Annotated in this window: 14 protein-coding genes; 7 read left to right on the top strand and 7 right to left on the bottom strand. The window is 49.9% G+C overall.

From position 1 onward, the window contains the following. The first annotated feature begins 27 nt into the window (after window positions 1-27). From OCV81_RS14480 to OCV81_RS14490, 3 genes are all read left to right on the top strand, one after another. Complete coding sequence (locus tag OCV81_RS14480) at window positions 28-750, top strand: DUF5932 domain-containing protein (protein WP_022354633.1); 723 nt, start codon at window positions 28-30, stop codon at window positions 748-750. Next, the gene (locus tag OCV81_RS14485; RefSeq protein WP_148330673.1) at window positions 740-1423 is read left to right on the top strand and encodes an AbgT family transporter; all 684 of its coding nucleotides are present in this window, start codon (window positions 740-742) and stop codon (window positions 1421-1423) included. The genes OCV81_RS14480 and OCV81_RS14485 overlap by 11 nt, the downstream gene beginning before the upstream one ends. A gap of 77 nt (window positions 1424-1500) precedes the next feature. Then, on the top strand, window positions 1501-2601 hold the full coding sequence (locus tag OCV81_RS14490) for a TlpA disulfide reductase family protein (RefSeq protein ID WP_148330674.1): 1101 nt from the start codon (window positions 1501-1503) through the stop codon (window positions 2599-2601). A gap of 92 nt (window positions 2602-2693) precedes the next feature. On the opposite strand, the gene OCV81_RS14495 is transcribed toward OCV81_RS14490, so the two are convergent. After that, window positions 2694-4241: a peptide MFS transporter gene (locus tag OCV81_RS14495; protein WP_148330675.1), complete on the bottom strand. Its 1548-nt coding sequence runs from the start codon at window positions 4239-4241 to the stop codon at window positions 2694-2696. Between the two features lie 141 nt (window positions 4242-4382). Then, window positions 4383-5003, bottom strand: a complete 621-nt coding sequence (locus OCV81_RS14500; RefSeq protein WP_148330676.1) for a tetratricopeptide repeat protein — start codon at window positions 5001-5003, stop codon at window positions 4383-4385. Between the two features lie 205 nt (window positions 5004-5208). On the opposite strand from OCV81_RS14500, the gene OCV81_RS14505 reads away from it, so the two are divergent. The 3 genes from OCV81_RS14505 to OCV81_RS14515 all read left to right on the top strand — a co-directional run bounded on the left by OCV81_RS14505 (window position 5209) and on the right by OCV81_RS14515 (window position 8352). Beyond that, complete coding sequence (locus OCV81_RS14505) at window positions 5209-6291, top strand: phosphotransferase enzyme family protein (RefSeq protein WP_022354628.1); 1083 nt, start codon at window positions 5209-5211, stop codon at window positions 6289-6291. Window positions 6292-6527: 236 nt separating this feature from the next. Further along, window positions 6528-7241, top strand: coding sequence for a TetR/AcrR family transcriptional regulator (locus OCV81_RS14510; protein WP_148330677.1), 714 nt, complete (start codon window positions 6528-6530; stop codon window positions 7239-7241). Between the two features lie 424 nt (window positions 7242-7665). Then, complete coding sequence (locus OCV81_RS14515; protein WP_148330678.1) at window positions 7666-8352, top strand: porin family protein; 687 nt, start codon at window positions 7666-7668, stop codon at window positions 8350-8352. Window positions 8353-8560: 208 nt separating this feature from the next. Here the strand turns inward: OCV81_RS14515 and OCV81_RS14520 are convergent, their stop codons facing one another. From OCV81_RS14520 to OCV81_RS14530, 3 genes are all read right to left on the bottom strand, one after another. Next, window positions 8561-9118, bottom strand: coding sequence for a 1-acyl-sn-glycerol-3-phosphate acyltransferase (locus OCV81_RS14520; protein ID WP_148330679.1), 558 nt, complete (start codon window positions 9116-9118; stop codon window positions 8561-8563). 6 nt (window positions 9119-9124) lie between these two features. Continuing rightward, window positions 9125-9397, bottom strand: coding sequence for a hypothetical protein (locus OCV81_RS14525; RefSeq protein ID WP_022354623.1), 273 nt, complete (start codon window positions 9395-9397; stop codon window positions 9125-9127). A 240-nt stretch (window positions 9398-9637) separates the two neighbouring features. Beyond that, window positions 9638-10687 (bottom strand): hypothetical protein, encoded by a 1050-nt coding sequence (locus OCV81_RS14530; protein ID WP_022354622.1) that lies wholly within the window; start codon window positions 10685-10687, stop codon window positions 9638-9640. Window positions 10688-11049: 362 nt separating this feature from the next. Here OCV81_RS14530 and OCV81_RS14535 point away from each other — a divergent pair, with 362 nt between their 5' ends. Continuing rightward, window positions 11050-12972, top strand: a complete 1923-nt coding sequence (locus OCV81_RS14535; RefSeq protein ID WP_148330680.1) for a biosynthetic peptidoglycan transglycosylase — start codon at window positions 11050-11052, stop codon at window positions 12970-12972. Between the two features lie 21 nt (window positions 12973-12993). Here OCV81_RS14535 and OCV81_RS14540 read toward each other — a convergent pair whose 3' ends face one another. Continuing rightward, entirely contained in the window at window positions 12994-13407 is a 414-nt protein-coding gene (locus OCV81_RS14540; RefSeq protein WP_022354620.1) for a secondary thiamine-phosphate synthase enzyme YjbQ, read from the bottom strand. 27 nt (window positions 13408-13434) lie between these two features. After that, window positions 13435-14277, bottom strand: an 843-nt coding sequence (locus OCV81_RS14545) for a PD-(D/E)XK nuclease domain-containing protein (RefSeq protein WP_394802549.1), incomplete at its 5' end; no start/stop codon positions are given.

Below are 14277 nucleotides of genomic sequence, written 5' to 3' on the forward strand. Positions count from 1 at the left end.
ATGAGAAAAATATAAAGTCAAGACAATATGGAGAAGTTTAAGGTGGTCATCGTAGAAGATGTCAAACTGGAATTGAAGGGGACGGAAGAGATTTTCCGTCACGAGATACCGAATGCCGAGGTGATTGGTACGGCCATGACCGAGGAGGAGTTCTGGAAACTGATGGAGACGTGTACACCCGACATGGTGCTGCTCGACCTGGGACTGGGGGGCTCCACTACCATCGGTGTGGAAATCTGTGCCCGTCTGCGCCGGGAACGGCCGGAACTGAAAGTGCTTATCTTTACCGGAGAAATCCTGAACGAGAAGTTGTGGGTGGACGCGCTCCGGGCAGGGGCCGTGGGCATCATCCTGAAGACGGGTGAACTCTTGACGGCGACCGACGTGCAGGCGGTGATGGACGGCAAGAAGCTGGTGTTCAACGAGCCGATACTGGAAAAAATCGTGGCCCGCTTCATGCAGACAGTCGAGGTGGAACAGCGTCGGCAGGAGGCCATCATCGACTATGACATTGACGAATACGACGAGCGCCTGCTGCGTCACCTGGCATTGGGGTACACCAAGGAGATGATTACCAACCTCAAAGGAATGCCTTTCGGCGTGAAGTCCATCGAGAAACGGCAGAACGAGCTGGTGAACCGCCTGTTCCGTCCCGACGAACGGACGGGGGTGAATGCCTGCCGGCTGGTGACCCGGGCTTTCGAGCTCCGTATCCTCGATATTGATAACCTGGAACCTGATGAAGAATAAATTCAGTCTGCATCCGGCCACCTGCTTCCTGCTGCTGTTTCTGCTCACGGCCCTGCTGTCGTGGACGGGCAGCATCTATGAATGGGAGGGGGTACGCAGCCTTTTGAGCGACGAAGGGCTGCGGTGGCTGTTGCGTACCCTTCTCGACGATTACCTCCTTTCGCCGGTGTTTCAGGCGGTGGTGTGTCTGTTCTTCGGGGTGGGACTGTTTGTCCATTCCGGGTTGGGGAATGCCTGCCGGAGGATGGCGGGTGGCGCGCGCAAGTTTTCCCGCAAGGAGAAGCGAGCACTGGGGCTGGCGGTGGTGACCTTCCTCGCCTATGTGGGATTCTGTGTCCTGCTTGCCTTCGGACCGTGGAATGTGGTGCGCAGTTCCATCGGTACTTTGTCGGATTCCCCGCTGGCCGACGGACTTTGGGGCGTATGTTCGCTGGGGATTGCCTTGCCTGCCATTGTGTATGGCTTTGCATCCGATTCTTACCTGAACGACCGTGATGTAGTGGAAGGCATGGCCTATCTTTACAAGTGCCGGGCTACGTATTTCGTGGTGTTGCTCTTCATCACCCTGTTCTTCTCTTCGCTGGAATTCAGCGGGCTGACAGATTATACCGGATTACCGGATGACGTGTGTCGCGGTGCTTATCTGCTTTGCTGTCTGCTTTTTCTTTTATAAAAGTAGGTGCATTTTACTCGAAACGATTATCTTTGCCCCGTTATTTTCAAATCGGAATAAAACCTAATAATAACAAGATGAAAAAAATTGTAGTATTTGCAGCGGCCGGACTGATGTCTTTGGCTGCTTGTCAGGAAAAGGCTGGCTTTACCATCAAAGGTACAGCCGAAGGTGCAGCCGATGGCGACACCGTGTTCTTGCAGAAACAGACGGCAGAAGGCTTTGAGGCCCTCGATTCTGTCGTAGTGAAGAATGGAACGTTTGAATTCAAGGGAAATCCGGATTCAGTAGCCGTATCGCGTTATGTGACTTACATGAAGGCTGATACCCGTATGGCTACCATGGTATTTGTGGAAAAAGGAAACATTCAGGTGAACCTGAGCCCGATGGAAAGCCGTGTATCGGGTACACCGAACAATGATACTTACCAGAAGTTCATGGATGAATACCAGCGCATCGGCAAGGAAATGAACGACATGTATCAGAAGGCAAAAGGAGATACTTTGCTGACGGAAGCACAGCGTGATTCCATCATGGAGGTACTCGACAAGAAGGAAACGGAAGGCATGGACCGTATTTATCAGTTGGTGTCTGAAAACATTGGCAGCGCAGCCGGCGTACAGTTGCTGACCATGTTCGGTTCTTCTTTCGAAGTGGCAAAGGTGCAACCGTTGCTGGAAAAGATTCCGGTTGCTTTCCAGAACGACGAGAAAGTGAAATCGCTGAAGGAATATGTGGAAACGGTAGCCAAGACGGCTGTGGGACAGAAATACATCGACTTCACCCTGAATACGCCGGAAGGCAATCCGGTGAAACTGTCGGATTTCGTGGCTGCCAACAACTATACACTGATTGATTTCTGGGCCAGCTGGTGCGGACCTTGCCGCATGGAAATGCCGAACGTAGTGGCTGCCTACGCCAAATACAAGGCAAAAGGTTTCGGTATCGTAGGTGTGTCTTTGGACAACAACGCCGAAAGCTGGAAGAAGGCCATCAAGGACCTGAACATCACTTGGCCGCAGATGTCCGACCTGAAGGGTTGGCAGTGTGAAGCTGCCGGACTCTATGGCATCCGTGCCATCCCGGCTACATTGCTGGTTTCAAAGGACGGAACTATCGTGGCACGCGACCTGCGTGGGGAAGACCTGGAAGCCAAACTGGCAGAGCTGATGAAGTAATCGGCTTTTTCAAATAGGAACTTATTATAAAGATAACGCGGACCTTCTTGGTAGAGAGGCCCGCGTTTTTTGTCGGTATGTGCAGGAAGGTTTTATACTTCCATCATTTTCTTGAGCTTGCCGGAGAGCAGGAAAAGAATCACGGCTGCAGCCCCACTCATGAAGACAAAAAGCATGAAGAAGTCGAACAGGTTCTCGATGGGGTAGCCCATGAAACTCTTGCTCACTCCGTGCTCGGGATAGTAACCGCTCAGCAGTCCGGCAAACTTGTTGGCGGCCGAGGTACTGAGGTACCACACGCCCATCAGCAGGGAAGAGAAGCGGGCCGGTGAGAGCTTGTAGACCAGCGACAGACCGATAGGCGCCAGGCAAAGCTCGCCCATGGTATGAATCAGGTAGAGGCCGGTGAGCCATACCATGCTGACCTTCACGCCGGGTTCCACATCCTTCACGCCAAACGCGATGAACAGATAGCCCAAGGCCAGCAATCCCAGTCCGATGGCCTGCTTGCGCGGAGAACTCGGTTCGATGCCCCTCTTGCCCAGGAACGACCATACAGCGGCGAAAATCGGGGCCAGCGTGACAATCATGATGGGGTTGAACGACTGGAAATAGGCGGCCGGCATCTCCCAGTTGCCGATGTGGCGGTCGGTCTGTTCGTCGGCGAAGAAGGTGAGTGAAGCCCCTGCCTGCTCGTAGGCCGCCCAAAAGAAGATGACGAAGAAGGCGATGATGTATATCACCCCGATGCGCACCTTCTCATTCCGGCTCAGCGAGTGGTCAGTAATGATGATGACAGGCATCACGATGGCCGTGGCATAAATCAGCGAGCCAATCCAGTCGGCTCCGGCAAAGAGAGAACCACCCTCCGCACCCCAGTTGACCGAGAAAAGCAGGGTCAGCAGCAGCGTGCTGCCAATCATCAGGGCCGTACGTCCGGTACCTGTCTTTTTCGGTGCATTCTCGGCGGCAGGAGTGGCGGCGACAGTTTTCTGGGGTGCCGTACCCACCGGATTTCCGTCAGGGTCGCAGATGTATTTGTTCTTGAAGAGCTGGAACACCCCCGCACCCAGCACCATGCCGATGCAGGCTGAGAGGAATCCCCATTTGAAGTCTTCCGGATGCCCCGTGTTGCCCACCAGTCCGCACACCAGCGGGGCAATGGTTGAACCCACGTTCACACCCATATAAAAAATGGTGAAGGCCGAGTCCTTGCGGTTGTCGTCGGGTGCGTAGAGCCGTCCCACCATGGTCGAGATATTTGGCTTGAAGAAGCCGTTGCCCAGAATCAGCAGGCCCAGTCCGCAGAACATCAGGTACTTGGCCAGCGCCACCTCATGGAAATAGCAGGCACTGAGGAAGAGCAGGAACTGTCCGAGTGCCATGGTCAGCGCCCCCACCACGATAGACCGCCGGTTGCCCCAGTAGCGGTCGGCAATGTAGCCGCCGATGAGCGGGGTAAGATACACCAGTCCCGTGTAGCTGCCATATACTTGTGAAGCCGTTTCCTTGTCGAAAAGCAACGCCTGTACCATGTAGAGCATGAACAGTGCGCGCATGCCGTAGTAACTGAAGCGTTCCCACATCTCCGTTACGAAGAGAAGATAAAGTCCTTTTGGATGCCCTTTTGTTTGATTCATTCTTCTTTTGTTGATAAAATGTTAGTAAATCTTGATTTTTCGCGAAAATAGTAAATAGTTTTTTCATCTGCAAATGAAAAAAGCCGCCTCAGAAAGATGAGACGGCTTGCAGATAAACACAAAAGTTCTTTTTTTAATTTATTAATGAATTGAAACTTGATCGAGTTGCTGGTAAGTAGCTGTGATGCGTTCCATCAGGTCGTTGGTAGGAGCTACTGCCATCAGTTGCAGTATCAAGTCGTTCACATCCGCCTTGCTATCGAGTTTGAGGGCCTGTGCCAGGTCGTTGAATGCCTCTTCGTAGCGGGTTGTTTCCAGATAGAGTTGGGCACGCGACTTGTAATTTTCCACGTCCTGCGGGTTCAGGCGGATGGCTTCGTTCAAGTCTTCTTCGGCACGATCCCACATTTTCAGGTTTGTGAGCAGCACGCCTCTGGAGTAGTGAGCAAATGAGCGGTATTCTTTATCGGCTTCCGGAATCAGTTCCAGACTCGAATTCAGGGCCTGCAGTGCCAGTTTGGTGTCATTGCAGAAGTTGCAAATCAGTGCCATGTAGCAATGTGCATACCCGTTGTCCGGATGTTCGTTGATTTCTGCGTTCAAGTACGTATAGGCCGTTTCGGGGTCTCCCTCATTGAGCGCTTCTACACCTTTTATATAGTTCTCGCTTTCCGGGCGTTGAATGTTTTCTGCATGGAGTTGTGTGGCAGAAATAAGGCAGCAGACCAGCATGGCTGCAAGTGTTTTCATTGTGGCTTTCATAGAGTTTAGTTTTTAACGGGCACAAATCTATAAACTTTCCATGAAATCGCAAAGATTTTGCAGAAAATATTACAATCGGATGACGATTATCCGTAAAAACTTCCCTATATTTGCAGAGGATATAAATCAGAATATTTTGAAAGTTATTAAGATTAAATGCAGATTCTAATTAAGTAATATAGAAAACCTAACTTATTTATTAACCATGAAGTCACTTAATGAAATTATTTCACAATTTCCGGAGGTTGGAAAGGTTGAAGAAATTATTCCTTTGACAGCTGGATTGATTAACCAGACTTATAAGGTCAAGACTGCAGACCCGCAGGCATGCGACTACATCTTGCAGTGTATCAATCATCAGGTGTTCAAGGATGTGGAACTGCTTCAGCACAATATTGACTGTGTGACTCGCCATATCCGCGAGAAACTGGAGAAAGCGCATGAGACGGACATTGACCGCAAGGTGCTTCGTTTCGTGCCGGCTGTCGGGGGAAAGACGTATTATTTCGACGGGGAACATTATTGGCGTATGTGTGTGTTTATTCCTGATTCACAGAGCCTGGAAGCGGTGACTCCCGAATCGTCTTATCTGGTAGGCGTGAAGTTCGGTGAGTTTGAAGCCATGCTGGCCGACCTTCCGGAGAAGTTGGGAGAGACCATCCCCGATTTCCACAACATGGAGTTCCGCATGAAACAGTTGCGTGAGGCTGTGGCTCAGAATGCTGCAGGCCGTTTGGAAAAGGTACAGTCGCTGGTGGACGATATCGAAAAGGATGCCGACGAGATGTGCGCGGCTGAACGTCTGTATCGCGAAGGAAAGCTTCCGAAACGCATCTGCCACTGCGATACGAAGGTATCGAACATGTTGTTCGACAAAGACGGCCACGTGTTGTGTGTCATCGACCTCGATACTACCATGCCGAGCTTTGTGTTCTCCGATTTCGGCGATTTCCTGCGTTCGGCTGCCAATACGGCACCCGAAGACGAACCCGACTTGAACAAGATTCATTTCAACATGGACATCTTCCAGGCTTTTGCCAAGGGATACATCGAATCGGCCAAGAGTTTCCTCACTCCGCTGGAAATCGAGATGCTGCCCTATGCCGTGATGCTGTTCCCTTACATGCAGGCCGTACGTTTCCTGGCCGACTACCTCAACGGGGATACGTACTATCAGACGAAGTATGCCGAGCATAATTACGTGCGCACGCTGGCACAGTACAAGCTGTATCAGGAAGCCCGTAAGGCAGTTCCCGAAATGAAGGCTTATATCGCTTCGCTGCTGTAAGTGCCGATTCTAAAAGGAGATAAAGCATACAGAGGGGCCGTCTCAGATTGCGTGGAGACGGCCCCTCCGTTTTGTTTCCGACTGGATTGGAAAATGTCATTCTGATGCATTTCCTACTATAAATATTATTTTAAGTGGATGAAAATTGCCAAGATGTAATAAAAATAATATTTTTACAACTTGAAAGTTAAAGTAATATATTCGAAGAAGTACATAAAGTAATGCCTTGAAATAAAATGGAAAAGCGAAGGAAAAGAAGGAGCGCGGAAGACGTGGAGAAATCGATTTTGGAGGCAGCTACCGCTTTAATACAAAAAGATGGATTCAGCCACTTGACTACCACAGGAATCATGCAGAAGGCAGAAATAGAGCCTGTACAGTTTTACAGGAGATACAAGGACTTGGATGCGTTCATCGATGAATATGTCAAGACGTTTGATTACTGGTTCAGCGACGTGGTGAAAGTTCCTGCTTCGGGCGAGAATAACCAAACGTATTACGAAGACATTTTATGCAATCTTTTCGATTCTTTGTGGGACAACAAGATTATGCAGGAGCTGTTGAGATGGGAAATTGCTACGGATAATGAAACGAGCCGCCGTACCGCTCAGTTAAGAGAGTTCCACGCTCTTCCTTTGTGCAAGAAATTCGCAGATTTATTTTCTGATTCAGATACAGACATTGTGGCTGTGTCAGCATTGCTTGTGGGTGGAATCTATTATATGATACTTCATCACAGAGTGTCAGCGTTCAGTGGTATGGATCTCAGTCGGGAGCGGGACCGGGAAAGACTTCAGAAGGCCATAAAGCATCTTTCCAGTTTGTTGTTCCAAGATTGTGTGCAGCCTTCCGCTATAAAGATTGCAGTGGCCATGAAAAAGGATTCGGTTCCACTGGAAAAAATATCCGAATATACAGGCATCCCTTTACAAATACTTGAGAAAATTTGAAAAATCAGGGAGAGGGAGTATGCTTCATAGGAGTATCGAAGCTGTGAGAACCTCTGAATGTAGGGAAACTGTGTGAGATACAAAATCCTCTACGGTGAGTTTATTTGTGTATTTAATTGTATGTATATTTTCTTCCCAGAAAAATGAAAAGTACGGTTCTGATTATGTAACTTATTGATTCATAATCTGCTTTTCACTGTTCAAAGAGATTTAGTATTACGAAATGTTCTTTATGTTATATTTGTGCTATTAGTCTTGGGTAAATGTCTAAGTGTAAACTTCTCCAAAAGACACCAAAAATCTACAAAGCATCACTCTTACATCATGTAAATACAATATTGATTGTATATATTTGTGCCGTTCTCTTCTTTTCCGAAAGAAAGGAGGATATGAAAGCAACTTTTAAATTCTAAATTAGAGAGTGATGAAGAAAAAAGTAGTTTTGGCTTGCCTGCTGATGGCAAGCGTGTGCGGAGTGTACGCACAAAATGTGACATTGGCTCCCGAAGCAGGTATTTCTGCCGTACAGAGATACGGATGGGGCCAGGAGTGGAGACCTTCTGCGAAAATCGGGGTAGCTGCCGACTTCAATCTGACCCGCCATTTCGGCATTGAATCGGGCTTGTTTTACACCTTCAGAGGGTATTCCATTTCCAACGGGGGAACCTACAGCAATGAAAACTCCACCTGGATAGAGAACGTGTCGCAGACAAGGCATTTCCTGCAGATACCGGTGATGGCCCAGTTCAGATGGAACCTGAACAAAGACACCAAACTGTTTTTCGGCGTGGGACCCTACGTGGCCTTCTGCCTGAAAAACAAATTTGACAGCAATCCTTACTATCTAGAGGGAAGCCTCCCGGGAATGTATGAACAGTATTATGATGGTTTTGTGTATGGGAAGGATGCCTGGGGAAATGACAATCTCTACCTTTACGATGAGGCCCGCCGCTTCGACTGGGGTGTATCCTCCAATATAGGTGTCGAAACCCACCACTGGTATGCCAAGCTGCAATATGACCTCTCCTTGGGCAAAGAAGGCAAGAACGACGTGATTGGCGCCAACTATCACACGCTGACGCTTTCCGTGGGATATAAATTTGGCTTATAACTTGATTCCGACAGGTTTATTCTCATTGACAATAAATAGAGAAAGAGCTTCCTCAACGTGTTGGAAATGAGGAAGCTCTTTCTATTTCTTCAAACGCCTAAGCGTTTTGTTTCAAACGCCTAAGCGTTTTGCTTCAAACGTCTAAGCGTTTTGTTTCAAACGTCTAAGCGTTTTGTTTCGAATGCCTAAGCGTTTTCTCGAGGCAGTTTCAGTCGATGTTTCCCACCGTGAATTTCTCGGGATGTTTCCCTTTGAAATCCTTGAAATACGACTTGATTTCCTTCATGTCCTTTTCAATGTCGCCCATCGGCATGAGGTATTTTCCCGCCTTGATACATTTCTTCTCATAGTCTATACCAATCAGTACGATGGGAATCTGAGCCCCCAGGGCAATGTAATAGAAGCCCTTCTTCCATTCCGGGTTGGCCGAGCGTGTACCTTCCGGAGTGATGGCCAGGTGAAACGTATCGCTTTTTTTGATCCGTTCTACCAGTTGGTCCACCATGGACGTACGCTTGTCGCGGTGCACAGGAATTCCTCCCATCTTCCGGAACAGGATGCCCAGCGGGAAGAAGAACCATTCCTTCTTCATCAGGAAACCCGACTGGCGGCCTACGGCCGTGATGAACAGTTTCCCGATAATCAGGTCCCAGTTGGTGGTATGCGGGGCTGCGCAGATGATGCACTTCTTGAAGTCGGGCACATCCACTTCCGCTTTCCAGCCCAGCAGTTTGTGGTAGATAAACCGGCAGATGGCTTGTTTCATGTGTGCTTATTTGGCCAGTTCTTCCAGTTTCTTGAACACGTTGTCCACTTCGGCATTGAAGTCGGTTCTCAGTTTCTTGTAGAACAGTTTCACGCTGCCCGGTTCGGTGTGACTGATGCGGCTGATGATGTCGTTGCGCAGGTTGACAATCTGGAAAAACAGCTGGCTATAAGCATCTCGTTTTTCAGCGCTTGCCTGAGCCGATTCCATGAAACAGAGACCTATTGCCAATTCTGTAATATAGTTGACTGTTTTTTTCAATGATTTTCTGCTAGCCATAATTCTTAAATTTTTTTGGTTAATAAAATAGATTATGGTGTAAAGATACGATTTCTTTTGGAATATCCATAAAGTGTGGTCTAAACTTTTCCTTGTGGCCTTTCTGTGGAGACAGGAAAAAACACATTCCGTAATACCGAAATGTCGGACCTGCAAAGGAAGTCAGGCATTTCGGATATTTACGGAATGTTTCGCGTGTGTTAGAATGGATGTAATTACCCTTAACGGGTCAAACATAAATTAGCGGGCGATTCTGCTCAATTCGCCTTTTATCAGAGAATGTGCGGGTTTGATAGCGCTTCTGCTTGCTTCAATTCCTTCGTTGATTGTAAATTCCATAACCTTGGTAGCTCCGGTCAGTTGGTCGCCGATGGAATTGCTGGGTGTATTGACCGGGAAGATACCGGAAGCCGGATTGCTTCCTGAAGTCGGGGTGACTGACACACCTTTGTAGGTAGCCCGGACGGTGTAGGAGGTTGCAGTGGAAGGATCACAGTTGGCATACATGTTGACCCATACCTGATAAGTTCCTTTCTGCATGCACTCTTCGTTGAAGAAAATGTTTTCACTGTTCAATCCGTCAATGTTACAGCCCGCGTTGGAGTCGATGTCCAGACCAATCTCTCCCCATTCAATATCGGGCACGTTCTCATAGTCTCCGCTGCTTAACCATTCGTTGTAGTCTGTGTAGACTAAGGAATAGTATGGGAAGGTTTGTCCATAGTAAATCACGTTGCCGTTGGGTTCCACTACGTACAAATCCACATCTTTTTCATTGCTGAAGTGAAGATTGACCTGCAGGTCGCCTGTTCCGGCTTCCACAAACTCGGTTTCGCTTGTGAACATGGATGAGATGTCACCTTCCGTGTTGATCGTGGTAAATACCAGTGTAAAGCTGCTGCTCAGATTCTGGCTGAGCAGGATAATGACGGTGTAGGTGTAAATATGGATGTCGGCACGTGTCTGGGCCTGGGCAACTACCGGATTCTCCAGCTTTACCTTCAGGTATCCTTCCTGTCCTTGTACGCCGACATTGACATAGGATAGTTCCTCGTACGAGTTTAATGTCAAGTAGGCCGTTCCTCCGGGAAGAGCCGATCTGTCGAAATAGGCCGACTGAATCATTTCACTGTTGTCTCCTACAGGAAGGCTGCCTCCGGCATACTCGCTGTTGGTTACTTCAATAAATTCATTCTGCAAGACACTTTTCGTGACTTCGTCATCGCTGCTGCAGGCATACATGGCAGCAGCACAGAATAAAATGCAGGCTACTTTAAAAAGTTTTTTCATAGTGCTCTTTTTTTATGCGCTTATTCCCCTTTGGCGCGGTGGAAAAACTGGCGGTCGCAGGGAAAATGTTCCTCCATCAAGAAAGAATACGTCCGCTGTTTACCTTCTGTTCTTTACTGATTCCGATTAACTGTTCCAAAAATAATCATTCTTGTTTTCAAAAACAAACATGTTGTATCTGTTCTCTTTCCGATTGATGCTTTTTGATTACTGTTTATTCAAAATTGATAACTATGTGGTCGAATTTTGATGAGATGAGTGACAGAATATGCGGACATGGAAAAGAGATACAGGATGTGTGGTCGGTTGCTTGTTTTTTCGCCTGAATGTTATACCTTTGTGGGGTAAAGGGTAGAGTAAATATGAAGCGAAAACTTGTGTGGGCAGGAGCAGGCTTGCTGCTGTTGCTCTTTCTGCTGGCGGGAGGATTATGGATTTTCCGCAACCGCATCTTGAACCGGGTGGCGAAAGAGAAAATCGCCCGGGTGGAACAACGTTACGGACTGGAGGTACATTACGATTACCTGAAATTTGAGGGAAACGGACAACTTTCTTTGGGGGGATTGTCGGTTGTTCCGGAAGATCGAGATACGTTGCTGACCCTTCGTTCGGCGGCGTTCGACCTGGGCTTCTGGCAACTGCTGAAGGGCAATGTAGAGGTGCGCGACGTGTACATGGACGGCCTCACGGTCAGTTTCGTGAAGGAGAGCCAGACGGCTAATTACGATTTCCTGTTCCGTAGCCGGACGGGAGGGGAGGAGGCCGCGCAGGACCGTTCGCATGCGGGATACGACAAGCGGGTGCAACTGGTGCTCGACGGGGTGTTCCGTCTGCTGCCTTCCGACGGACGCCTTACCCATCTCCGGATTCGGGAGCGGAAGGACAGCGATTCGGTCAGCCTGTTCGTGCCGGAATTCAATATTGACCATCATCGTTTCAAGAGCCGGCTCACCTTCGTGGAAGGCACACGCACGCAGCACTGGCAGACCGAGGGCGAAATCAATGCCGACGAGCGACGGGTGTCGGTAGGCATTCAGGCTCCGGAATTGATGGTTCCTTACATCCGCCGCAGACTGGGAGCGGAGGTGTCTTTCAATCGTCTCTACCTGAGCCTCACCCAGCAGAGGGAGAACGGAAAACTGGTCTTGTCCGGGAAAACGGAAGTGGACGGACTGGCCGTGTTCCACCGTCGGTTGTCGCCGGAGCGCATCAACCTGGACGAAGGGGAACTGGATTTCCACCTGAATGTGGAGCCGCATGCCCTGGAACTGGACAGCGCGAGTACGGTGCGTTTCAACCGTCTGCAGTTTCATCCTTACCTGCGCCTGGAGCCGCCCGGCCATCTGATAGCATCCATCCACAAACCTTCTTTCCCGGCTGAAGAGCTGTTCGGCTCCTTGCCCCATGGCTTGTTCGAGAACCTGGAGGGCATTCGGGTGGCAGGCAACCTGTCCTACGATTTCGGACTGGATGCCGACTTGGCTTGTCCCGACAGCCTGCAGTTCCATTCCGACCTGCGTCCGGAGCATTTCCGGATTCTGGGCTATGGAGCGACCAATCTCAGCAAGATGTCGGAGGAGTTTGAATATACCGCCTACGAAGATGAAGTGCCGGTACGCACGTTTCCGGTAGGACCGTCGTGGAACCACTTCCTTCCGCTCGACAGTGTGCCCCAGCTGATGCGCATGGCCGTGCTGCAAAGTGAGGACGGCGGTTTCTTCTATCATCAGGGCTTCCTGCCCGACGCCATCCGTCAGGCCATGGCCTACGACCTGAAAGCCCGCCGTTTTGCCCGCGGGGGAAGCACGATTTCCATGCAGCTGGTCAAGAATGTATTTCTGAACCGCCGGAAAAACATCGCGCGGAAACTGGAAGAAGCCTTGATTGTATGGCTGATTGAGCAAAACCGGCTGACTTCGAAAGAACGGATGTTCGAGGTGTATCTCAACATCGCGGAATGGGGACCGAGAATCTACGGCCTGCTGGAAGCCTCGGAATTTTATTTCGGGAAGCGTCCGTCGCAACTGACGCTGGAGGAATGCATCTACCTGGCTTCCATCATCCCGAAGCCGAAGCATTTCCGCAGCTCGTTTGATGACAACGGGCGGTTGAAAGAGAACCAGGAAGGACACTTCCGTCTGGTGGCCCGCAGAATGGCCGCCAAGGGTGTCATTTCGGAAGAAGCCGCCGAGGGAATCGACCTGTCACGAGTGGTGCTGACCGGAGAAGCCGGAAAATGTTTCCCTGACAGTCTCAGCCTTTCCGCTCCGCAGCCCGCTTTCTGACGAGGGACTCCTCCTTCCGTGTTATTCTCCGATGAGGGTGGCCACGATGCGCCGCCCTCCGCCGTGGTTACGGAACTCACAGAGGTAGATTCCCTGCCATGTGCCCAGGTTCAGTCGTCCGTCGGTCACCGGGATAGACAGGCTGGCTCCCACCAGGGTCGATTTGGCATGGGCGGGCATGTCGTCCCAGCCTTCCAGCGTATGGTCGTACCAGGATTCCCGTTCACGCACCAGGTTATTGAAAATTTTTTCCATGTCGCTCCGTACGTCCGGGTCGCAGTTCTCGTTGATAGACAGTCCGGCACTGGTATGCTGGATGAATAGGTTGAGCAGTCCTGTCTTAGGCAGTGCCGGCAGGTGGCTCAGCACCTCGTCCGTCACCAGATGAAAGCCGCGGGTGCGCGGCCGGAGGGTAAAGGTGGTTTGTTGTATCATCATTATAGCAGGTTGATTAGTTTATTCTCATATACATTTCCAGTCACCGATAGTGCCGGTTTCGGAAGAGAAGCTGGCACCTATCCTGTAAAGCGTGCGTGAGTCGGAGGCATATTCCCTTGCATAGCCTTTTTCCTCTATCTGCTGAAGAGCCTCTTCGGCCGTACCGTCCAGCTTGAACTCGAAAATATAGACATATTGCGGTGTCTCCACGATGCAGTCCACCCGTCCCTGACTCTGTGCCTTTTCCACATAGACCGTGTAGACACTGACCATCCGCATAATCAGATAGAAAGTATATTGAAAATAACGCTCGCGTTCGGTCTCATCTTCCTTGCGTCGCATGGTGTAGGGGATGCTGGCCAGGAAAGACGTGAAGAGGGTGCGCAGGGTGTCCGTGTCGCCTTTCCGCAGGGTTACTACCACATTGCGTATCCATCCTCCTGTTTCCGTGGCCGGCTTGAGGTAGGAGGCGGCCAGCATGGTCAGGAAGCCGTTCTTCACCTCGTTGTTGGGGAAGTCGAGCAGGAAGGTATTGAAATCCCGGTCGTAGTCCTTGATGGTGAGGTATCCGCTTTGGAAAATCATGGGCAGGGGCTGTTCCACATCCGCCTTGTAGTCGATGAACTCTTCCGGGCGATAGTATTTTCCGGTGAGTTCGTTGAGGTTCTCGTTGAAATGGGTGAGGAGCCGGATGAGGTAAGTGGGAGTGCCGGAGCGGAACCAGTAATCATCTACACTTTGGCTGTCCAATGCGTTGAGCAGGCTGAATGGATTATATACGTCCGTCATCTGTTTGCTGAAATGATACCCGTCGTATTGCAGTTTGAGCCGCTGTTTCATTTCTTCCGGCGTAAAACCATATTCGTC

It is taken from the genome of Phocaeicola fibrisolvens (genome assembly GCF_025567125.1).
GTDB lineage: Bacteria > Bacteroidota > Bacteroidia > Bacteroidales > Bacteroidaceae > Phocaeicola > Phocaeicola fibrisolvens.

Bases quoted from the DNA above. Each gene is read 5' to 3' on its own strand.
- OCV81_RS14515 (WP_148330678.1), top strand. From the start codon at position 7,666: ATGAAGAAAAAAGTAGTTTTGGCTTGCCTGCTGATGGCAAGCGTGTGC.
- OCV81_RS14530 (WP_022354622.1), bottom strand. From the start codon at position 10,687: ATGAAAAAACTTTTTAAAGTAGCCTGCATTTTATTCTGTGCTGCTGCC.
- OCV81_RS14510 (WP_148330677.1), top strand. From the start codon at position 6,528: ATGGAAAAGCGAAGGAAAAGAAGGAGCGCGGAAGACGTGGAGAAATCG.
- OCV81_RS14485 (WP_148330673.1), top strand. From the start codon at position 740: ATGAAGAATAAATTCAGTCTGCATCCGGCCACCTGCTTCCTGCTGCTG.
- OCV81_RS14520 (WP_148330679.1), bottom strand. From the start codon at position 9,118: ATGAAACAAGCCATCTGCCGGTTTATCTACCACAAACTGCTGGGCTGG.
- OCV81_RS14480 (WP_022354633.1), top strand. From the start codon at position 28: ATGGAGAAGTTTAAGGTGGTCATCGTAGAAGATGTCAAACTGGAATTG.
- OCV81_RS14490 (WP_148330674.1), top strand. From the start codon at position 1,501: ATGAAAAAAATTGTAGTATTTGCAGCGGCCGGACTGATGTCTTTGGCT.
- OCV81_RS14495 (WP_148330675.1), bottom strand. From the start codon at position 4,241: ATGAATCAAACAAAAGGGCATCCAAAAGGACTTTATCTTCTCTTCGTA.
- OCV81_RS14540 (WP_022354620.1), bottom strand. From the start codon at position 13,407: ATGATACAACAAACCACCTTTACCCTCCGGCCGCGCACCCGCGGCTTT.
- OCV81_RS14535 (WP_148330680.1), top strand. From the start codon at position 11,050: ATGAAGCGAAAACTTGTGTGGGCAGGAGCAGGCTTGCTGCTGTTGCTC.
- OCV81_RS14505 (WP_022354628.1), top strand. From the start codon at position 5,209: ATGAAGTCACTTAATGAAATTATTTCACAATTTCCGGAGGTTGGAAAG.
- OCV81_RS14525 (WP_022354623.1), bottom strand. From the start codon at position 9,397: ATGGCTAGCAGAAAATCATTGAAAAAAACAGTCAACTATATTACAGAA.
- OCV81_RS14500 (WP_148330676.1), bottom strand. From the start codon at position 5,003: ATGAAAGCCACAATGAAAACACTTGCAGCCATGCTGGTCTGCTGCCTT.